General features: G+C 70.7%; 17 protein-coding genes and 2 pseudogenes. 11 read left to right on the top strand and 8 right to left on the bottom strand.

All coding sequences use genetic code 11. The features are described 5' to 3' along the window. The first annotated feature begins 1 nt into the window (after position 1). Together nirB and nirD are read left to right on the top strand one after the other, a co-directional pair. The gene (gene nirB, locus ACS04_RS33500) at positions 2 to 2554 is read left to right on the top strand and encodes a nitrite reductase large subunit NirB (RefSeq protein WP_048480635.1); all 2553 of its coding nucleotides are present in this window, start codon (positions 2 to 4) and stop codon (positions 2552 to 2554) included. After that, on the top strand, positions 2551 to 2895 hold the full coding sequence (nirD, locus tag ACS04_RS33495; RefSeq protein WP_048480634.1) for a nitrite reductase small subunit NirD: 345 nt from the start codon (positions 2551 to 2553) through the stop codon (positions 2893 to 2895). The genes nirB and nirD overlap by 4 nt, the downstream gene beginning before the upstream one ends. Positions 2896 to 2901: 6 nt before the next feature. Here nirD and ACS04_RS33490 read toward each other — a convergent pair whose 3' ends face one another. The 5 genes from ACS04_RS33490 to dusB form a co-directional block, all read right to left on the bottom strand. Then, positions 2902 to 3306 carry a VOC family protein gene (locus ACS04_RS33490; protein WP_048480633.1) on the bottom strand — a complete coding sequence of 135 codons (405 nt, stop codon included), beginning with the start codon at positions 3304 to 3306 and terminating at the stop codon, positions 2902 to 2904. A 133-nt stretch (positions 3307 to 3439) separates the two neighbouring features. Continuing rightward, the gene (locus ACS04_RS33485) at positions 3440 to 3904 is read right to left on the bottom strand and encodes a group III truncated hemoglobin (protein ID WP_048480632.1); all 465 of its coding nucleotides are present in this window, start codon (positions 3902 to 3904) and stop codon (positions 3440 to 3442) included. A 217-nt stretch (positions 3905 to 4121) separates the two neighbouring features. Next, positions 4122 to 5174, bottom strand: coding sequence for an ArsR/SmtB family transcription factor (locus ACS04_RS33480; protein ID WP_053081096.1), 1053 nt, complete (start codon positions 5172 to 5174; stop codon positions 4122 to 4124). Between the two features lie 388 nt (positions 5175 to 5562). Further along, a complete protein-coding gene (ppdK, locus tag ACS04_RS33475; protein WP_048480631.1) occupies positions 5563 to 8271 on the bottom strand; it encodes a pyruvate, phosphate dikinase in 2709 nt (902 codons plus the stop codon). A gap of 376 nt (positions 8272 to 8647) precedes the next feature. Further along, on the bottom strand, positions 8648 to 9790 hold the full coding sequence (dusB, locus tag ACS04_RS33470; RefSeq protein WP_048480630.1) for a tRNA dihydrouridine synthase DusB: 1143 nt from the start codon (positions 9788 to 9790) through the stop codon (positions 8648 to 8650). A 64-nt stretch (positions 9791 to 9854) separates the two neighbouring features. On the opposite strand from dusB, the gene ACS04_RS33465 reads away from it, so the two are divergent. Next, a complete protein-coding gene (locus ACS04_RS33465) occupies positions 9855 to 11306 on the top strand; it encodes a DHA2 family efflux MFS transporter permease subunit (protein WP_209441836.1) in 1452 nt (483 codons plus the stop codon). Between the two features lie 248 nt (positions 11307 to 11554). Here the strand turns inward: ACS04_RS33465 and ACS04_RS40570 are convergent. After that, a pseudogene (locus ACS04_RS40570) lies at positions 11555 to 11755 on the bottom strand (MarR family transcriptional regulator); the annotation flags it as partial. A gap of 53 nt (positions 11756 to 11808) precedes the next feature. On the opposite strand from ACS04_RS40570, the pseudogene ACS04_RS33455 reads away from it, so the two are divergent. From ACS04_RS33455 to ACS04_RS33440, 4 genes and pseudogenes are all read left to right on the top strand, one after another. After that, positions 11809 to 11973, top strand: a pseudogene (locus tag ACS04_RS33455) (DoxX family protein); the annotation flags it as partial. Between the two features lie 57 nt (positions 11974 to 12030). Continuing rightward, positions 12031 to 13059, top strand: coding sequence for an aldo/keto reductase (locus ACS04_RS33450; RefSeq protein WP_048480628.1), 1029 nt, complete (start codon positions 12031 to 12033; stop codon positions 13057 to 13059). 21 nt (positions 13060 to 13080) lie between these two features. Next, positions 13081 to 13674: a TetR/AcrR family transcriptional regulator gene (locus ACS04_RS33445; RefSeq protein ID WP_048480627.1), complete on the top strand. Its 594-nt coding sequence runs from the start codon at positions 13081 to 13083 to the stop codon at positions 13672 to 13674. Between the two features lie 143 nt (positions 13675 to 13817). Further along, positions 13818 to 14543 (top strand): VC0807 family protein, encoded by a 726-nt coding sequence (locus ACS04_RS33440; protein ID WP_048480626.1) that lies wholly within the window; start codon positions 13818 to 13820, stop codon positions 14541 to 14543. 92 nt (positions 14544 to 14635) lie between these two features. Here ACS04_RS33440 and ACS04_RS33435 read toward each other — a convergent pair whose 3' ends face one another. Beyond that, entirely contained in the window at positions 14636 to 16018 is a 1383-nt protein-coding gene (locus tag ACS04_RS33435; protein ID WP_048480625.1) for a glycine--tRNA ligase, read from the bottom strand. A gap of 155 nt (positions 16019 to 16173) precedes the next feature. On the opposite strand from ACS04_RS33435, the gene ACS04_RS33430 reads away from it, so the two are divergent. From ACS04_RS33430 to ACS04_RS33415, 4 genes are all read left to right on the top strand, one after another. Further along, a complete protein-coding gene (locus tag ACS04_RS33430) occupies positions 16174 to 17154 on the top strand; it encodes a metal ABC transporter substrate-binding protein (RefSeq protein WP_048480624.1) in 981 nt (326 codons plus the stop codon). Between the two features lie 23 nt (positions 17155 to 17177). Continuing rightward, positions 17178 to 17969, top strand: a complete 792-nt coding sequence (locus ACS04_RS33425) for a metal ABC transporter ATP-binding protein (RefSeq protein ID WP_048480623.1) — start codon at positions 17178 to 17180, stop codon at positions 17967 to 17969. Beyond that, positions 17969 to 18835, top strand: a complete 867-nt coding sequence (locus tag ACS04_RS33420) for a metal ABC transporter permease (protein WP_048480622.1) — start codon at positions 17969 to 17971, stop codon at positions 18833 to 18835. The genes ACS04_RS33425 and ACS04_RS33420 overlap by 1 nt, the downstream gene beginning before the upstream one ends. 61 nt (positions 18836 to 18896) lie before the next feature. Continuing rightward, positions 18897 to 19334 (top strand): Fur family transcriptional regulator, encoded by a 438-nt coding sequence (locus ACS04_RS33415; protein WP_078865624.1) that lies wholly within the window; start codon positions 18897 to 18899, stop codon positions 19332 to 19334. Positions 19335 to 19459: 125 nt separating this feature from the next. Here the strand turns inward: ACS04_RS33415 and ACS04_RS33410 are convergent, their stop codons facing one another. Next, a complete protein-coding gene (locus ACS04_RS33410; RefSeq protein WP_048480620.1) occupies positions 19460 to 20284 on the bottom strand; it encodes an isoprenyl transferase in 825 nt (274 codons plus the stop codon). Between the last annotated feature and the right edge of the window lie 8 nt (positions 20285 to 20292).

Below are 20292 nucleotides of genomic sequence, written 5' to 3'. Positions count from 1 at the left end.
CATGGCCGCAGCCACGCCCACGCCCACCCCCGCCATCGTGCTCATCGGCCACGGCATGGTCGGCCAGCGCTACCTGGAGGCCCTCGCCGAGCGCGGGGCCACCGCCACGCACCGGATCACCGTGCTCTGCGAGGAGCCCCGGCCCGCGTACGACCGCGTCCACCTCACCTCGTACTTCTCCGGCAGCACCCCCGAGGACCTCTCCCTCACCCCGGCCGGCTTCATGGAGCAGCACGGGATCGAGCTGCACCTGGGCGACCCCGCCGAGTCCATCGACCGCGACGCCCGCACCGTCACCTCCCGCTCCGGGCGGGTGATCCCGTACGACGTGCTGGTCCTCGCGACCGGCAGCCAGCCCTTCGTGCCACCGGTCCCCGGCAAGGACGCCCCCGGCTGCTTCGTCTACCGCACCATCGAGGACCTGCTCGCGATCGAGGATTACGCCAGGACCCGCACCTCCGGCGCGGTCGTCGGCGGCGGGCTCCTCGGGCTGGAGGCGGCCGGCGCGCTGAGCGGTCTCGGCCTCGCCACCCGCGTCGTCGAGTTCGCCCCGCGCCTGATGCCCGTCCAGGTCGACGAGGGCGGCGGCGCGGCCCTGCTGCGCACCGTCGAGTCGATGGGGCTCACCGTCCATACCGGGGTCGGCACCCAGGAGGTGCTCACCGGATCGGACGGCTCCGTGACCGGCATGCGGCTCTCCGACGGCTCCACCGTCGATGCCGACCTCGTCGTCTTCTCCGCCGGGGTCCGCCCCCGCGACCACCTCGCCCGCGCCTCGGGGCTGACCGTCGGCGAGCGCGGCGGCATCGGCGTCGACGCCCGCTGCCGCACGTCCGACCCGCGCGTCTACGCGATCGGCGAGTGCGCGCTGGCCGTCGACGGCCGGGTGTACGGGCTGGTCGGCCCCGGGTACGAGATGGCCGAGACGGCCGCCGAGGACCTGCTGGGCCGGGACAAGGAGTTCACCGGGGCCGACCTCTCCACCAAGCTCAAACTGCTCGGCGTGGACGTGGCCTCCTTCGGCGACGCCCACGGCACGGCCCCCGACAGCCTCGACGTCGTCTACTCGGATTCCCGCTCCGGGGTCTACAAGAAGCTGGTCGTCTCCCCCGCCGGGGTCCTCCTCGGCGGGGTGCTGGTCGGCGACGCCGAAGCGTACGGCCTGCTGCGCCCGCTCACCGGCAGCGTCCCGCCGGTCAGCCCCGACCGGCTGGTCCTGCCCGCCGGCCTCGGGGCGCCCGTCGCGCTCGGCCCGTCGGCGCTGCCCGACTCCGCGGTGATCTGCTCCTGCCACAACGTCACCAAGAAGGAGATCACCGCCTGCGCGACCCTCCCCGAGGTCAAGCGGTGCACCAAGGCGGGCACCGGTTGCGGCAGTTGCGTCAAGACGATCGGCCTGCTGCTGCCCGCGGCCACGGACAGGGGGCTGTGCGGCTGCTTCCCCTTCACCCGGGCGGAGCTCTACGAGATCGTCCGCACCCGCCGGCTGACCTCGTTCGAGCAGCTCCTGGACGGCCACGGCCGGGAGAAGGCCCGCGGCGGCAACGGCTGCGAGGTCTGCAAGCCGACCGTCGGCTCGATCATCGCCTCGCTCGCCCCGACCCTCGGGGCGAGCGGCTACGTCCTCGACGGGGAGCAGGCCGCCCTCCAGGACACCAACGACCACTTCCTGGCGAACCTCCAGCGCAACGGCTCGTACTCGGTGGTCCCGCGCATCCCCGGCGGCGAGATCACGCCCGACAAGCTCATCGTGATCGGCGAGGTGGCCCGCGACTTCGGGCTCTACACGAAGATCACCGGCGGTCAGCGCATCGACCTCTTCGGGGCCGGCGTGGACCAGCTGCCGCAGATCTGGGCCCGGCTCGTGGAGGCCGGATTCGAGTCCGGACACGCGTACGGAAAGGCGCTGCGCACGGTGAAGTCCTGTGTGGGCCGGAGCTGGTGCCGGTACGGGGTCCAGGACTCGGTCCGCATGGCCATCGACCTGGAGCTGCGCTACCGGGGCCTGCGCGCCCCGCACAAGCTCAAGTCGGCGGTCTCCGGCTGCGCGCGCGAGTGCGCGGAGGCGCAGAGCAAGGACTTCGGGGTGATCGCCACGGCGCAGGGCTGGAACCTGTACGTCGGCGGCAACGGCGGGGCCAGCCCGCGCCATGCCGATCTGCTGGCCCAGGACCTGTCGGACGCCGAACTGGTCCGGCTCATCGACCGGTTCCTGATGTTCTACATCCGCACGGCGGACCGGCTGGAGCGCACCTCCACCTGGCTGGACCGGCTGGAGGGCGGCCTGGACCACCTGCGGGAGGTGATCGTGTACGACTCGCTCGGGCTGTGCGCGGAGCTGGAGGCGCTGATGGCCGACCATGTGGCGCACTACCGCGACGAATGGGCCGAGACACTCCGGGACCCGGAGCGGCTGCGCCGCTTCGTCTCCTTCGTGAACGCGCCCGGCGCCCCGGACCCGACCGTCAAGTTCGTCCCCGAACGCGACCAGGTCAAGCCCGACCTGGCCGTTCTCGACATCCGGCCGCTGGAGGCCGTGGGAGGCACCCGATGACCGTGGAACTGCTGGCGCCCGAAGGCTGGCTGACGGTGTGCGAGCTGTCCGCCCTGACCCCGGGGCGGGGGGTCGCGGTCCTGCTCCCCGACGGGAGCCAGGCCGCGGTGTTCCTCACCCGGTCGGGGAGTGCGTACGCCATCGACAACCGGGATCCGTTCACCGGGGCGGCCGTGCTCTCGCGGGGGCTGATCGGGTGCGCGGACGGCCGGCCCTTCGTGGCCTCCCCGCTGCTCAAGCAGCGCTTCGACCTCGGGTCGGGGCGCTGCCTGGACGACGGGGAGGCGGCGGTCCGGACCTACCCGGTGCGGACCGCCGTGACCTCGGCGGCGGTGGCGTAGCGGGCGTCAGCCCTGGACGGCCGCCGGGTCCATCCAGACGTACTCCCAGACGTGGCCGTCGAGGTCCTCGAAAGCCCGGCCGTACATGAAGCCGAGGTCCTGGGCCGGACGGGGCTCGGTGGCGCCCGCCGCGAGGGCGGCGCCGACCACCTCGTCGACCTGCTCCCGGCTCTCCGCGCTCAGGGCGAGCATGACCTCGGTGGTCTTGGTGGCGTCCGCGACCTCCTTGGTGGCGAAGTCCTTGAAGCGGGCCTCGGTCATCAGCATCGCGAAGATCGTGTCGCTGATGACGAGGCAGCCGGTCTTGTCATCGCTGAACTGGGGGTTGAAGGAGTAGCCGAGCTTGACCCAGAACGCCTTGGCGGCCTCGATGTCCTGGACAGGCAGGTTGACGAAGATCATGGTGGGCATCTCGGCGCCTCTTCTCTCGTGTGTGCGTCCCGTGTGCGCTTTCGAGGGGTAGACCGGGGGCTCCGGGAAAACTCATCGCTCCCGCGGAAGACTTTTCCACGAGCCGCACGGCGGGGCACCACCCGCGTCCGGGTCAGGCCGGGAAGCGCAGCTCCAGGGCGGCGAGCGGGACGAAGCCTTGGGTGTCCCGGCGCCGGAGCAGCGCCTGGTCGGGGCCGGCGAGCCGCTTGTGCAGGGCCAGGGCGATCCGCTCGCCCGTCGCCTTGGCCCGCTCCGCGTTCGGCCCGCGGTGCAGGCCGTCGACGGCGGCGTTCCAGAGCTGCACCCAGCGCCCGAAGTCCTCGGCGGTCATCGCCCGCGCCGCGTGCAGGGCGGCGTGCGGGGCGAAGGCGTCGCGCCCGTAGGCGGCCGTACGGAACAGGGCCCGCTCCCAGAAGTCCGTGATGCGCGGCAGGTGGGCCTCCAGGTCCGTACCGGCGATCTGGGTGAAGAACGGCCCGATCCGCCGGTCGGCGAAAGCGGCGGTGTAGAAGCGGCGCAGCACGACGGTGAGGTCGGCGCGGCCGCAGATGTCGTGGTCCGCGGCGAACTGGCTCATGGCTCCACCATCCTGGCGTACCCGGGGGCCCGCCAGGGCGGAAAGTCCCGCCGTTCGTCACTTCGTGCGGATCGCGGGCGAACGTCCCACCCGGGCGGGCCCCCACCCGTAGAAGAGGGGCAAGGGCCCTCGGCGGGGGCCGGGAGGCCTCCTGCCGGGCCGGGAGGGCCTGACAGGGCCGGGAAGGCCCCGGCCGTGCCGGAAGGCCCAGGAAGGGCTAGGAGGCCACCGCTCCGCCCTTCAGCAGCGCGGCCCCCAGCGGGGTCACCGTGTGCAGCACGGCGTTGCCCCGGCGCAGCGTGGTGACGAGGCCCGCCTCGCGCATCACGCAGGCGTGCTGGCTCGCGGAGGCCAGCGAGACCCCGGCCCGGCGGGCCAGCTCGCTGGTGGTGGCCCCGTCGCCGATGGCCCGCAGCACCACCGAGCGGGTGTGCCCGACGAGCTTGCCCAGCGTGCGCTGGCGCTGCTCCTCCAAGGGCCGAATCGATTCGGCCGAGCCCGGGGCCGAAGCCAGCTGCGCCGCGGCCGGGTAGACCAGCACCGGCGGCAGCTCCGGGTCGCGCAGGGTGACGGCGGTGCGCCGGCAGAAGAACGACGGCTGGAGCAGCAGCCCGCGCCCCCGCAGCCGTACGTCCCGGTCCACCGGGTAGTCGCACTCCAGGACGGGCGCCCGCCAGCGCAGCATCGGCGGCAGCGAGGCCAGCAGCTCGTCCGCGCCCCCGTCCAGCAGGGCCCGGCCGCGCGCGGCCCGCTCGGCCTCGATCTGGGCCTGGATGTGCGTCCAGTACGGCTCCACGGCCGCCCGGTGGTAGCCCCGCAGCTCTCCCAGCAGCCTGGGCAGGTGCTTGGTGCCGCCTTCCATGAAGTCCCGCAGCCGCCGCGGGACCGACGCGTCGGTGCCCCCGCTGACGGCCGAGGGCATGCCGAACGCCGCCCCCACGCCGGTGCCGGCGCCGAGCAGCGTCAGCTCGCGCCGCATCCGCTCGGGACGGATCCCGCGCAGGGCGTCGAGGCCCACGTCCCACCCGTACTGCCCCTCCACGGGGGTCAGGAAATCGGGAAAATAACCACGACTCGGTATGAGCGCACCGAGCAAACGTGTTTCACTATTCAACCTGCTCCGGGTTTCCGTACGCCATTCACCGAAGAGCCGCGCATCACGCCGGTCTCTTAAGCGGTGAAAACTCAGAATCGTTTCCCACAACGCATCGGGACGCCCTGCCATCCGTACGCGTGCCAGGTCCACTCCAGTGAAATGGATACGCAGCACCGAACCCCCACCTGTGCAACCGCAATCCCCCCGCTCCATGAGTATGCACGCCGTCACACGACGTCACCACGCCCTTTCAGCCACAGTTGAAACCCCTTTCGGCGGGGGCGTGACAACCGAAATCCTGTACTCCGCCAGGCACACTCCGATGCGACCGAAACGCTCCGTGAAGGCCGTGGGGGGCTTTGCGGGGCCTGGCGGTCGGTCGCACCGGGAAGCGCCGACGTGCCTGGCAGATTGCCGGCAGGCGGTGGACGGGTGGGGATCCGTCCACCGCCTGCTGGCGTAAAGATTTGTTGAACAACATAAAGATGCGCGTCCGCCCTCGGGGGTCAGGGAACCCGGGGGCGGACGCGCGGTCAGCGGGCCGTGTCAGGCCTGGCGGGGCTCAGCGGCTGTCGCTGCCCTTCGACTCGGCGGCGGCGCGGCCGGCCTCCAGGCGCGCCACCGGGATCCGGAACGGCGAGCAGGAGACGTAGTCGAGGCCCACCTCGTGGAAGAAGTGGACGGACTCCGGGTCGCCGCCGTGCTCGCCGCAGACGCCGAGCTTGAGGTCGGGACGGGTCTCCCGGCCGGCCTGGGCCGCGCTGCGGACCAGCGCGCCGACGCCGTCCTTGTCGATGGTCTCGAACGGCGAGACCCCGAAGATGCCCTTCTCCAGGTACGCGGTGAAGAAGCTGGCCTCGACGTCGTCGCGGGAGAAGCCCCACACCGTCTGGGTCAGGTCGTTCGTGCCGAAGGAGAAGAACTGCGCGGCCTCGGCGATCTGCCCGGCCGTGAGGGCGGCGCGGGGCAGCTCGATCATCGTGCCGATGGACAGCTTGAGGCTGGTGCCGGTGGCGGCCTCGACCTCGGCGATGACCGCGTCGGCCTCCTCGCGCACGATCTCCAGCTCCTGAACGGTGCCCACGAGCGGGACCATGATCTCGGCGCGCGGGTCGCCCTTCGCGTTCTTGCGCTCGGCCGCGGCCTCGGCGATCGCCCGGACCTGCATCGCGAACAGGCCGGGGATGACCAGGCCGAGGCGGACACCGCGCAGACCCAGCATCGGGTTCTGCTCGTGCAGCTTGTGCACGGCCTGGAGCAGGCGCAGGTCGTTCTCGTTGGCGTCCTTGCGGGCCTCGGCGAGGGCGACGCGCACCGACAGCTCGGTGATGTCGGGCAGGAACTCGTGCAGCGGCGGGTCGAGGAGGCGGACGGTCACGGGCAGTCCGTCCATCGCCTCGAACAGCTCGACGAAGTCCTTCTTCTGGAGCGGCAGGAGGGCACTCAGTGCCTCGTCGCGCTCCTTGTCGGTGTCGGCGAGGATCAGGTGCTCGACCAGCTCGCGGCGCTCGCCGAGGAACATGTGCTCGGTGCGGCACAGGCCGATGCCCTGGGCGCCGAAGCGGCGGGCGCGCAGCGCGTCCTCGGCGTTGTCGGCATTGGCGCGCACCCGCAGCCGGCGGACGCGGTCCGCGTAGGCCATGATCCGGTGCACGGCCTGGACCAGCTCGTCGGCGTCGTCGGCGCCGGCGTGCATGCGGCCCTCGAAGTACTCGACGACCGGGGACGGTACGACGGGTACCTCACCGAGGTAGACCTTGCCGGTGGAGCCGTCGATCGAGACGACGTCGCCCTCCTCGATCACCTTGCCGCCGACCGTCATGCGGCGGCGCTTGGTGTCGACCTCCAGGTCCTCGGCGCCGCAGACACAGGTCTTGCCCATGCCGCGGGCCACGACGGCGGCGTGCGAGGTCTTGCCGCCGCGCGAGGTCAGGATGCCCTCGGCGGCGATCATGCCGTCCAGGTCGTCCGGGTTGGTCTCGCGGCGGATCAGGATGACCTTCTCGCCGGAGCGCGACCACTTGACGGCCGTGTACGAGTCGAAGACGGCCTTGCCGACGGCCGCGCCCGGGGAGGCGGCGATGCCGCGGCCGAGCAGCTCGGTGCTGGCGCCCTCGTCGAAGCGGGGGAACATCAGCTGCGCGAGCTGGGCGCCGTTGACGCGCTGGAGGGCCTCGGCCTCGTCGATGAGGCCCTGGTCCACGAGCTGAGTGGCGATGCGGAAGGCGGCGCCGGCGGTGCGCTTGCCGACGCGGGTCTGCAGCATCCACAGCTGGCCGCGCTCGATCGTGAACTCGATGTCGCAGAGATCCTTGTAGTGGGTCTCCAGCGTCGTCATGATCGTCATGAGCTGGTCGTAGGAGGCCTTGTCGATGGTCTCCAGGTCCGCCAGCGGGACGGTGTTGCGGATGCCGGCGACGACGTCCTCGCCCTGGGCGTTCTGCAGGTAGTCGCCGTAGACGCCCGCGTGGCCGCTGGCCGGGTCGCGGGTGAAGGCGACGCCGGTGCCGGAGTCGGGGCCCAGGTTGCCGAAGACCATGGAGCAGATGTTGACCGCGGTGCCCAGGTCGCTCGGGATGCGCTCCTGGCGGCGGTAGAGCTTGGCGCGGTCGGTGTTCCAGGAGTTGAAGACCGCCTCGACGGCGAGGTCGAGCTGCTCGCGGGCGTCCTGCGGGAACTCCCGGCCGGCCTGCTTGGCGACGATCTTCTTGAAGCGGGTGACCAGCTTCTTGAGGTCGGCGGCGTCGAGGTCGGTGTCGACGGCGACCTTCTTGGCGGCCTTGGCCTCGTCGAGGGCCTCCTCGAAGAGCTCGCCGTCCACGTCCAGGACGGTCTTGCCGAACATCTGGATGAGGCGGCGGTACGAGTCCCACGCGAAGCGCTCGTTGCCGGCCTGGGAGGCGAGGCCGGCGACCGACTCGTCGGAGAGGCCGATGTTGAGGACCGTGTCCATCATGCCCGGCATCGAAAACTTGGCGCCGGAGCGCACGGAGACCAGCAGCGGGTCGTCCGACTGGCCGAGCTTCTTGCCCATCTTCGCTTCGAGGGCCGCCAGGTGGGCGCTGACCTCGTCGCGCAGTGCGGCCGGGGCCTCACCGCTGGCGAGGTAGACCTTGCAGGCCTCGGTGGTGATGGTGAAGCCGGGAGGGACCGGCAGACCCAGGTTGGTCATCTCGGCGAGGTTGGCCCCCTTGCCGCCGAGAAGGTCCTTGAGGTCGCGGTTTCCCTCGGTGAAGTCGTAGACGAACTTCTGATCTTTGTTTTCCGACACGGGTCTCGACTCCTCGAGGACTCGGTGGCTGCCCTGACGGCCAGGAACATACCCAGATCGAAGGCTTCTGGGTACGTCCACTTGGTCGTCATGTGGCTGTAACCACCCGTGCGCCACCAGATCGAAAGTAACCGATGAGTAGCCGAAACCTACGAAGAGCGTTCACCTCCCGAAGGGGGAAGGGCCTCCCGAGGCCTGTTTGCGCTCGGATGAGCGATCATCGATACATTTGCGTTCAAGTCTTGAACGCACAAAGGGTGGCACCCAGTGCCACCCTTTGGAAGTCATAGCCGTGATTTTCGCGCTCATGTGAGCGCAACCCCACCCATGCGTGGCGTATGTCACGCCGCCGGTGGCAGAGTTTGTCAGCTGATTCTCAGCCCCCGGACGTGTCCAGTTCCGCGTCCTCGCTCACACCGGCACAGTCGTAGGGATCCTTCAGCCAGCCATCCGGGAGGACAACCCGGTTGTTTCCGGACGTCCGGCCACGAGGGCCGTCCGCGCTCTCCGGCCACGACTGGTCCAGGTCCAGCTCGCTCAGATGAGCGTTCAACTCGGCCAGCGACGAGGTGACCGCCAGCTTCTTCCGCATCTCGGAACCCACCGAGAAGCCCTTCAGGTACCAGGCCACGTGCTTACGGAAGTCGATCACCCCGCGCGCCTCGTCGCCGATCCACTCCCCCAGCAGCTGGGCGTGCCGGTGCATGGTGCCCGCGACCTCGCGCAGCGTGGGCTTGTGGAAGTCCTCGGGGCGCCCCTCGAAGGCCGCGACCAGGTCGTTGAACAGCCACGGGCGGCCCAGGCAGCCGCGTCCGACGACCACGCCGTCGCAGCCGGTCTCGCGGACCATGCGCAGCGCGTCCTCGGCGCACCAGATGTCGCCGTTGCCGAGCACGGGGATCTCCGGCACGTGCTCCTTGAGCCGCGCGATGGCGTCCCAGTCGGCCGTGCCGCCGTAGTGCTGGGCGGTGGTGCGCCCGTGCAGGGCGATGGCGGTGACGCCCTCCTCGACGGCGATGCGGCCGGCGTCCAGGTAGGTCAGGTGGTCGTCGTTGATGCCCTTGCGCATCTTGATCGTGACCGGCAGGTCGCCGGCGCCCGCGACGGCCTCGCGCAGGATCGCGCGCAGCAGGTTCCGCTTGTACGGGAGGGCCGAGCCGCCGCCCTTGCGGGTCACCTTGGGGACGGGGCAGCCGAAGTTGAGGTCGATGTGGTCGGCGCGGTCCTCTTCGACGATCATGCGGACCGCCTTGCCGACCGTCGCCGGGTCCACTCCGTAGAGCTGGATCGAGCGGGGCTTCTCGGTCTCGTCGAAGTGGATCAGCTGCATGGTCTTCTCATTGCGCTCGACCAGGGCGCGGGTCGTGATCATCTCGCTCACAAACAGACCCTTGCCGCCGCTGAACTCCCTGCAGAGCGTGCGGAACGGGGCATTGGTGATGCCGGCCATGGGGGCGAGCACCACAGGGGGCTGCACGGTGTGCGGGCCGATCGCGAGCGGCGGGGGGAGCGTGGTCATCCCCCCATTGTGGCTCAGCCGGACCGGGGCACGCATCTCTTTAGTTAGGCGTACTATCGGAAACATGCCCGAGCTGAGCCTCCGACGGAGGATCCTGGTCCTGGCGATCTGCTGCATGAGCCTGCTCATCGTCAGCCTCGACGTGACCGTCCTGAACGTCGCGCTGCCCTCGATGCGCCGGGAGTTCGGCGCCTCGGTGGCCGGCATGCAGTGGACGATCGACGCGTACACGCTGGTCCTGGCCTCGCTGCTGATGCTGGCGGGGTCCACGGCGGACCGGATCGGGCGCCGCAGGGTCTTCGGCGCAGGCCTGCTGTTCTTCACGGCCGGCTCGCTGCTCTGCTCACTGGCGCCGACCCTGGAGTGGCTGATCGCCTTCCGGATGGTCCAGGCGGTGGGCGGCTCGATGCTCAACCCGGTCGCCATGTCGATCATCACCAACACCTTCACCGATCCGCGCGAGCGGGCCCGCGCCATCGGTGCGTGGGGCGCGGTGGTCGGCATCTCCATGGCCGTGGGCCCGCTGATCGGCGGGCTGCTGGTGGAGTCGGTCGGCTGGCGCTCCATTTTCTGGATCAACCTCCCGATCGGACTGCTGGCCCTGGCGCTGACCCTGCGGTACGTCCCCGAGTCACGCGCCGCCCGCCCGCGCCGCCCGGACCCGGTGGGCCAGGTACTGGTCATGGCCCTGCTCGGCTCCCTGACGTACGGGATCATCGAGGCGCCGAGCGCGGGCTGGAACGCTCCGGTCATCCTGGGCTGCGCGGCGCTGGCCGTGGCCTCGCTGGTGGGGCTGCTGGTGTACGAGCCGCGGCGGGCGGAGCCGCTGATCGACCCGCGGTTCTTCCGGAGCGCTCCGTTCAGCGGCGCGACGCTGATCGCGATCGGCGCCTTCGCCGCGCTGTCCGGGTTCCTGTTCCTGAACACCCTGTACCTCCAGGAGGTACAGGGGCTCAGCGCGCTCCAGGCCGGGCTCCACATGCTGCCCATGGCCCTGATGACCTTCCTGTGCGCGCCGTTGTCGGGCCGGCTGGTCGGCAACCGCGGACCGCGGCCGTCCCTGCTGATCGCGGGGACGGCCATGGCGGCGAGCGGGGTGCTGTTCGCCGCGTTCTCGGCGGAGACCTCGACCCCGCTGATGTTCATCGCGTACGTGCTGTTCGGGCTCGGGTTCGGCATGGTCAACGCGCCCATCACCAACACGGCGGTCTCCGGGATGCCCCGGGCCCAGGCGGGGGTGGCGGCCGCGGTCGCCTCCACCAGCAGGCAGACCGGCGGCACGCTGGGCGTGGCCGTGATCGGCGCGGTGCTCGCGGCGGGGACGGCGGGCGGCGCCGGATTCGTCGAGGCGACCCGGCCGGCCTGGTGGATCATCACGGGCTGCGGACTGCTCGCGCTCGTGGTGGGCGCCGCGACCAGCGGCCGGTGGGCGATGGGGACGGCGGAGCGGACGGCCCGGACCCTGGAACGGGCGGCGGCGGGACCCTCGCGGGCGACCGCGCCGCCGCGCGGCTGAGCCCCGGGCCGCGGCCGGGCCGGGGGTGGGGAGCCGGTGGGGAGCCCCTGTCCCCTACTCCGCTCCTCCCCGCAGTGGAAGTGCTCGGGGTTCGAGTCGATCCGGGCCGGCAGGGCGCGCAGCGCCTCCTGGTCGGCCGCCGAGAACGCGGAGAACAGCGGGAGTTCGACCTCGTCCAGGGCCGCGTTCGTCTTGGCCAGGGCGGTCGAGCCGGCCTCGGTGATCGCCACGTTGTGGCGGCGGCGGTCGGCCGGGTCCCGGCGGCGGACGGCCAGGCCCTCGCGCTGCAGGTCGTTGAGGATGCCGACCAGCACGCTCGGATCCACCTCCAACCGCTCGGCGAGCACCCGCTGGCCGATGGGGCCACCCTCCGGATGCATCAGCGTCATCGCGTGCGGCGGGGTGAGCCCGGCCGCGCTGAGCGCCTTCTTCCCGAGGGTCTCGGTGATCGAGCCGTGCCAGGCCAGGAGCAGGCCCAGCCGCTGCGGGGGGGTGCGGGGCGGGCTTGTGGGTGAGGCCGCTCGGCGTGGCCGCCTCCGTCGGCGTGACGCTCTACTTCGTCGGCGCGGTCATCAGCCACCTGCGCGTCAAGGACTTCGACCTCGCCCCCGCGGCCGTCCTCACCCTGGTCGCGGGGGCCGCACTGGTCCTCCACGTCGCGGCGTAATCATCCTGACGGGTGACAGATATTGAAATCTGTCACCCGTCATGCCATGGTTGTTCCATGACCACGAACGAGAACACCCGCACCCTCGGCTCCACCGGCCCCGCCGTCTTCCCGCTGGGGCTGGGCTGCATGGGCATGTCCGCCCTGTATGGCGAGGCCGACCGCACCGAGTCGATCGCGACCATCCACGCCTATCTGGACGCCGTCCCCGAGGGCGCGGCCGCGCTGCTCGACACCGGCGACTTCTACGGCATGGGGCACAACGAGATGCTGATCGGCGAGGCCCTGCGTTCGGCGCCCGCCGAGGCCGCTGAGCGGGCGCTGATCAGCGTGAAGTTCGGCGCCCTGCGCACCGTCGAGGGGGGCTTCACCGGATATGACGGCCGCCCCGAGGCCGTCAAGAACTTCCTGGCCTACTCGCTCCAGCGCCTGGGCCGGGACCACATCGACGTCTACCGGATCGCCCGTGTCGATCCGGACGTCCCGATCGAGGAGACCGTCGGCGCCATCGCCGAGGCCGTCGAGGCCGGGCACGTGCGGCACATCGGCCTCTCCGAGGTCGGAGCGGACACCCTGCGCCGGGCCGCGGCCGTGGCGCCGATCTCGGACCTCCAGATCGAGTACTCGCTCATCTCCCGCGGCATCGAGGCGGAGATCCTGCCGACCGCCCGCGAGCTGGGCATCGGGGTCACGGCGTACGGGGTGCTGAGCCGCGGTCTGATCAGCGGGCACTTCAGCCGCGACCGGGAGCTGGCGCCGGGCGACTTCCGCGGGATGAGCCCCCGCTTCCAGGGCGAGAACCTGCAGCGCAATCTCGACCTGGTCGACGCCCTGCGCAAGGTCGCGGAGGAGAAGGGGGTCAGCGTCGCGCAGACCGCCATCGCCTGGGTGCTCTCGCGCGGCGAGGACATCGTGCCGCTGGTGGGAGCCCGCCGCCGCGACAGACTGGCCGAGGCACTGGGTGCCATGACCGTGGAACTGACGGCCGCGGACCTGGCGGCCATCGAGGAGGCGGTCCCGGCGGGAGCCGCGGCCGGCGAGCGATACCCGGAAGCGCAGATGGCCCACCTCGACAGCGAGCACTGAGCGGGCGGTACGGTCGTACTCATGCCCCCCGCTGCTGCCGAGCCCCTGACACCCGAGCGCATCCTCGAAACCACCGAGGAGGTGCTGCGCCGCTTCGGCCCCACCAAGGCGACCGTGGTGGACGTGGCCCGCGCCCTGGGCGTCAGCCACGGCAGCGTGTACCGGCACTTCCCCTCGAAGGCGGCCCTGCGCGAGGCCGTCACGGACCGCTGGCTCGCCAAGAGCGTCGTCCGGCTGGACGAGATCGCCTCGGCCGCCGGCGGGAGCGCGCCTTCCAAACTGGAGGCGTGGCTGGAGGCCCTGTTCGAGGCCAAGCGCCACAAGGCGGGCGACGATCCGGAGCTGTTCGCCACGTACACGGTGCTGCTCGCGGAGAGCAGCGGCGTGGTGGACCAGCACCTGAACCAGCTGATCGACCAGCTGGGCCGGATCATCGCGGAGGGGGTCGAGGCGGGCTCGCTCAGCGCGCCCGACGTACCGGCCGCCGCCCGGGCGGTGTTCGACGCCACCGGCCGTTTCCATGATCCGCAGTACGCGGCGGAGTGGCTCAAGCCCACGATCACCACCGAGTTCGAGGCCGTCACCGCGCTCGTGATCCGGGGCTTGCGCGCCTGACCGCCTGACCGCCCGAGAACGTCCGGAACGGGCCATTCCGGACGACTTGATGATCATTTGGCACGAGCCCACCTTGTCCGTGCCCCGTCAAACTCCTTACGTTCCCCCTACCACCCTTCATCAGGCACGTTCCAGGGGGAACCTTGTCCGCTCAGCCACCTCAGGCGACACAGCCCAAGCCTCCGGCCCGTTCGGGCGGCGCCGCCGCTCTCGGCTGGATCCTGACCATCGGCCTCAACGTGGTCGCGCCGATCCTCACGTACAACCAGCTGCACGACCACGGCTGGAGCGAATTCAGCGCACTGCTGGTCAGCGGCGCGTGGCCGGTGCTCGACAGCGCGATCAGCCTGGCCTGGCGCCGCAAGCTGGACGAATTCGCCGTCGTCACCCTGGTGTTCCTGGTGATCACGGCCGTCGTCTCGCTCGTCGGCGCGCACTCGGCGCGCGCGCTGCTCATCAAGGACTCGGGAGTGACGGGGCTGTTCGGACTTCTCTGCCTCGCCACCCTGCTCGCGCCGCGTCCGCTGATGTTCTACTTCGGCCGCAAGTTCGCCACCGACGGCACCCCCGAGAGCACCGCCTGGTGGAACGGCCTGTGGCAGTTCGACGGCTTCCGCCGCACGATGACCGTCATGACCACGGTGTGGGGCATCGCCTACCTCGCGGAGGCCGCCGTGCGCGTGGGCCTGGTCTTCGTCCTGCCCACCGACACCATGGTGGTCGTCAGCCCGATCCTGATCTACGGGACGCTGGGCCTGCTGGCCCTGTGGACCGCGCGCTACGCGAAGCGCTCGCAGGCGGCGGGCGAACGGCGCGCCGCCGAGGCGGCCGCGGCCGAGGCCCGGGCCCAGGCCCAGGCCCAGGTCTGAGCCGAGGCGGAAACGACGGTGGCCCGGTGCGCGTGACGCGCACCGGGCCACCGGCCGTTCCACCCCGCTCGGGCAGGGGCCCGGGCAGGGACCTAGCAGCCGAGCAGACGGCTGCCGAGGTAGCTCTGGATCTGGTCCAGGGAGACACGCTCCTGCTTCATCGTGTCGCGCTCGCGCACCGTCACCGCGTTGTCCTCGAGGGTGTCGAAGTCGACGGTGACGCAGAACGGCGTGCCGATCTCGTCCTGGCGGCGGTAGCGGCGGCCGATGGCGCCCGCGTCGTCGAACTCGATGTTCCAGAACTTGCGCAGGTCGGCGGCGAGGCCCTTGGCCTTCGGCGACAGCTGCGCGTTGCGGGACAGCGGCAGGACGGCGACCTTGATCGGTGCGAGGCGCGGGTCGAAGCGCATCACGGTGCGCTTCTCCATGACGCCCTTGGCGTTCGGGGCCTCGTCCTCGACGTACGCGTCGAGCATGAAGGCCAGCATGGCGCGGTTCACACCGGCCGCCGGCTCGATGACGTACGGCGTGTACTTCTCCTTGGACTCCTGGTCGAAGTAGACCAGGTCCTGGCCGGAGGCGGCCGAGTGCGCCTTCAGGTCGAAGTCGGTGCGGTTGGCGATGCCCTCCAGCTCGGAGAACTCACTGCCACCGAAGTTGAAGCGGTACTCGATGTCCGCGGTGCGCTTCGAGTAGTGGGACAGCTTCTCCTTCGGGTGGTCGTACCAGCGGATGTTCTCCTCGCGGATGCCGAGGTCGCGGTACCAGTTCCACCGCTCCTGCATCCAGTACTCCTGCCACTGCTCGTCCTCGCCCGGCTTGACGAAGAACTCCATCTCCATCTGCTCGAACTCGCGCGTGCGGAAGATGAAGTTGCCCGGCGTGATCTCGTTGCGGAAGGACTTGCCCATCTGCGCGATGCCGAACGGGGGCTTCTTGCGCGCGGTGGTCTGCACGTGGGCGAAGTTGGTGAAGATGCCCTGGGCGGTCTCCGGGCGCAGGTACGCCTTCGAGCCGGTGTCCTGGGTCGGGCCGAGGTGGGTCTCCAGCATGCCGGAGAACTGCTTGGGCTCGGTGAACTGGCCCTTCACGCCGCAGTTGGGGCAGTTGACGTCGGCGAGGCCGTTCGCGGGCAGGCGACCGTGCTTGGCCTCGTACGCCTCCTCCAGGTGGTCGGCGCGGTGGCGCTTGTGACAGGAGGTGCACTCGGTCAGCGGGTCCGAGAAGGTCGCGACGTGGCCGGAGGCCACCCAGACCTCGGGGGCCAGGATCACGGAAGAGTCGAGGCCGACGATGTCCTCGCGCCCGGTGACCATGGCCTTCCACCACTGGCGCTTGATGTTCTCCTTGAGCTCGACACCCAGCGGACCGTAGTCCCAGGCAGCCCTGGAGCCGCCGTAGATGTCACTGCACGGGAAAACGAAGCCACGGCGCTTGCTCAGGCTGACGATGGTTTCGATCTTGTCGGCGGCCACGGTGCTCTCTTCATTACGAGGACGAACGGCGAAGGCTTTAGGTTACCGGCGCCCGCACCCCCCCTTTCAAATCGGTTCCCGTTCGAGGGCGCCTCTCCCGGGCCTCCCACCTGGGTTTTTGACAATCGTTTCCATCTTTGATGAAAATGGATGTCATGAACGTACGACGCCTCATACCCGCCGCCGCCCTCGCCGGAGCCGTAGCCCTCGGCGCCACGGCCCTCACCGCGTGCTCCGGAGCCTCCGCCGGAACCGGCAGGGACGGCAAGCTGCACGTCATGTCGTCGTTCTACCCGATGCAGTTCCTCGCCGAACAGATCGGCAAGGACCACGTGAAGGTCGACACCCTGACCAAGCCGGGCGTCGAACCGCACGACCTGGAGATCACCCCGAAGCAGACCGGGCAGCTGGGCGAATCCGACGTCGTCCTCTACCTCAAGGGCCTGCAGCCCGCCGTCGACAAGGCCGTCGCCCAGTCCGGCGTGAAGAACGTCGTCGACGCCGCCAAGCTCACCAGGCTGGAGGTCCACGGCTCCTCGGGCCACGACCACGCCCACGAGGGCGAGGAGAGCCCCGCGGGCGAGGAGGGCCACGACCACTCCCACGGCGAGGCCGGCGAGGACCCGCACATCTGGCTGGACCCGGTGAAGTACGCCGAGGTCGCCAAGGGCGTAGGCGCGGCCCTGGAGAAGGCCGACCCGGACCACGCGGCGGACTACCGCAAGAACACCGACGAGCTGCTCGGCAAGCTGACCGCGCTCGACACGGAGTTCAAGGACGGCCTGAAGAACACCGCCACGAAGACCTTCATCACCACGCACTCCGCCTTCGGCTACCTCGCCGAGCGCTACGGGCTCGACCAGGAGGGCATCTCCGGCGTCGACCCCGAGTCCGAGCCGAGCCCGGCCCGGATGAAGGAGCTCCAGGCCGTCGCGAAGAAGGACAACGTCTCGACCGTGTTCTTCGAGACCCTGGCCAGCGACAAGACCGCCAAGACGCTCGCCGCCGACACGGGCCTGAAGACCGACGTCCTCGACCCGCTCGAGGGAATCACCGACAAGTCCCAGGGCGCTGACTACCTCGGGGTCATGCGGTCCAACCTGAAGAACCTGCAGAAGGCGCTCGGTAGCAAGTGATGGCAGTAACGGAGGCGCGTGCCATGAAGTCACAGCCCGCGGAGGCAGCGGACCAGCCCGTCATATCCCTGCGCGGGGCCACGGCCTCGCTCGGCTCGCGCCCCGTGCTGCGCGGCGTCGATCTCACCGTCCGGCGCGGCGAGGTCGTCGCCCTGCTCGGCGCCAACGGCTCCGGCAAGTCCACGGCCGTGCGCGCGATCGTCGGACAGGTACCGCTCTCCGACGGCGCGCTGGCCCTGTTCGGCACCGATTTCAAGCGCTTCCGCGCCTGGTCGCGCATCGGGTACGTCCCGCAGCGCACCACCGCCGCCAGCGGGGTCCCGGCCACCGTCCGCGAGGTCGTCTCCTCGGGCCGGCTCGCCCGCTCCCGATTCGGCATCCTGCGCAGGACCGACAAGGCGGCCGTCGAGCGGGCCCTGGCCCTCGTCGACATGAGCCAGTACGCCGACGCTTCCGTAAACGCCCTCTCCGGCGGCCAGCACCAGCGCGTGCTCATCGCGCGGGCACTCGCGGTGGAGCCCGAACTCCTGATCATGGACGAGCCGATGGCCGGCGTCGACCTCGCCAACCAGGAGGTCCTCGCGGGCGCCCTGCGCGAGCAGGTCGCCGCCGGCTCGACCGTCCTGCTCGTCCTGCACGAGCTGGGCCCGCTGGAGCCGCTGATCGACCGCGCCGTCGTCCTGCGCGACGGCTGCGTCGTCCACGACGGGCCGCCGCCCGAGGCCGTGGGGCAGCACGCCCTGCCCGGCCACGACCACGTACACCCCCACGCGGCGCACGACGCCGAGCCGCTCCGGACGGGATTGCTGAGCTGATGGAACTCCTCCACTACGCCTTCATGCAGCGGGCCCTGCTCGCGGCCGTCCTGGTCGGCGTCACCGCCCCCGCCATCGGCACGTACCTCGTCCAGCGCCGCCAAGCCGTGATGGGCGACGGCATCGGCCACGTGGCCATGACCGGCGTCGCGCTCGGCTTCCTCTTCAACGCGAGCCCGGTGTGGACGGCGACCCTGGTCGCGGTGATCGGCGCGGTCGGCATGGAACTGATCCGCTCCCGCGGCAAGACCAGCGGCGACATCGCCCTCGCCATGCTCTTCTACGGCGGCCTGGCCGGCGGAGTGATGATCATCAACCTGGCCCCGGGCGGCTCGACGGCCAACCTGACCAGCTACCTCTTCGGCTCGATCACCACGGTCTCCGCCGAGGACGTCACGGCCGTCGTGATCCTCGCGGCCTTCGTCATCGCCGTCACCCTCGGACTGCGCCGCCAGCTGTTCGCCGTCTGCCAGGACGAGGAGTTCGCCCGCGTCACCGGCCTGCCGGTGCGCTTCCTGAACCTGCTGATCGCGGTCACCGCCGCCGTCACCGTCACCGTGGCCATGCGGATCGTCGGCCTGCTGCTGGTCAGCGCCATGATGGTGATCCCGGTCGCGGCAGCGCAGCGCGTCACGCGCGGGTTCACCGCGACCCTGACGGTGGCCATGGTGATCGGCGTGCTGGTCTCGCTCTCCGGCACGACCCTGACGTACTACATCGACGCCCCCTCGGGCGGCACGATCGTGCTGCTCGCCATCGGGGTCTTCATGGTGATGACCGCGGTGTCCACCCCCCTGGCCAGGCGCCGGGCGAACGCGGCCCGCGCCGCCGAAGAGGTCTGCACGCGCGATGATGTGAAGGTCTAGGGCGGCCTGGGCGCTGCGGCCGCCTGGCACAATGGGCCGAGGCCGATACGAGGAGGAACCGGTGGCGACTGCGCCTGGCGAGATGAATACCGCGCCAGTACGAGGACGATCCACCCGGCAGCGGGCAGCCGTCGCCGCGGCACTGGACGAGGTGGACGAGTTCCGCAGCGCCCAGGAACTGCACGACATGCTCAAGCACCGCGGCGACTCCGTGGGCCTGACCACCGTGTACCGCACCCTCCAGTCGCTCGCCGACGCCGGTGAGGTGGACGTGCTGCGCACCAGCGACGGGGAGTCGGTCTACCGGCGCTGTTCCACCGGGGACCACCACCACCACCTGGTCTGCCGCAAGTGCGGCAAGGCGGTCGAGGTGGAGGGCCCGGCGGTGGAGAAGTGGGCCGAGTCCATCGCCGCGGAGCACGGCTACGTGAACGTCGCCCACACGGTGGAGATCTTCGGCACCTGCGCCGACTGCGCCGCAGCCTCGGCCTCCGCCTAGTCGAGCCGGCTCCCCCCGGAAGCCCGGCCCCCGGGCGGCATGGGCCCGGCCGGGGCCGGGCGAGGGTTTCTCCCCTGCCGCCTCGGCCCCCGCCTGCCCCACCGGCCACCGGCCGGGCAGGCCGGTCAGGCCTTCGGGCCCGGCTCCGGCTGGTTCGGGACGGCGCCGCCGAAGCGGCGGTCGCGCTGGGCGTACTCCAGGCAGGCCGCCCACAGGTCGCGGCGGTCGAAGTCCGGCCACAGCACGTCCTGGAAGACCATCTCGGCGTACGCGCTCTGCCACAACAGGTAGTTGGAGGTGCGCTGCTCGCCGCTCGGCCGCAGGAACAGGTCCACGTCCGGCATGTCCGGGTAGTACATGTACTTCGCGAAGGTCTTCTCGTTGACCTTCGACGGGTCCAGCCGGCCCGCGGCCACGTCCCGGGCGATCGCCTGCGCCGCGTCCGCGATCTCCGCGCGGCCACCGTAGTTCACGCAGAAGTACAGGGTCATCGCGTCGTTGTCGACGGTCTGCTCCTGGGCGACCTGGAGCTCCTGGACGACCGACTTCCACATCTTCGGCATGCGGCCGACCCAGCGGATGCGGATGCCCAGCTCGTTCATCTCGTCGCGGCGGCGCCGGATGACGTCGCGGTTGAAGTTCATCAGGAAGCGGACCTCGTCGGGCGAGCGCTTCCAGTTCTCCGTCGAGAAGGCGTACAGGGAGAGGTTCTTGACGCCCATCTCCAGGCAGCCCTTGAGCACGTCGAGCACGACGCCCTCGCCGACCTTGTGGCCCTCGGTGCGGGGCAGGCCGCGCTCCTTGGCCCAGCGGCCGTTGCCGTCCATGACCACCGCGACGTGGTTCGGGACGAGTTCGCCGGGGATCTTCGGCGGACGCTCACCGGACGGGTGCGGCTCGGGAACCTTGTACTCCCGGCGAGAGCGCCCCAGAATCCCGCGTCGTGCCATGTGTCCAG

The organism is Streptomyces roseus (assembly GCF_001044425.1).
Lineage (GTDB): Bacteria > Actinomycetota > Actinomycetes > Streptomycetales > Streptomycetaceae > Streptomyces > Streptomyces roseus.
The sequence above is the reverse complement of the archived record's forward strand: the minus strand, read 5'-3'. Positions and strand labels throughout refer to the sequence as shown.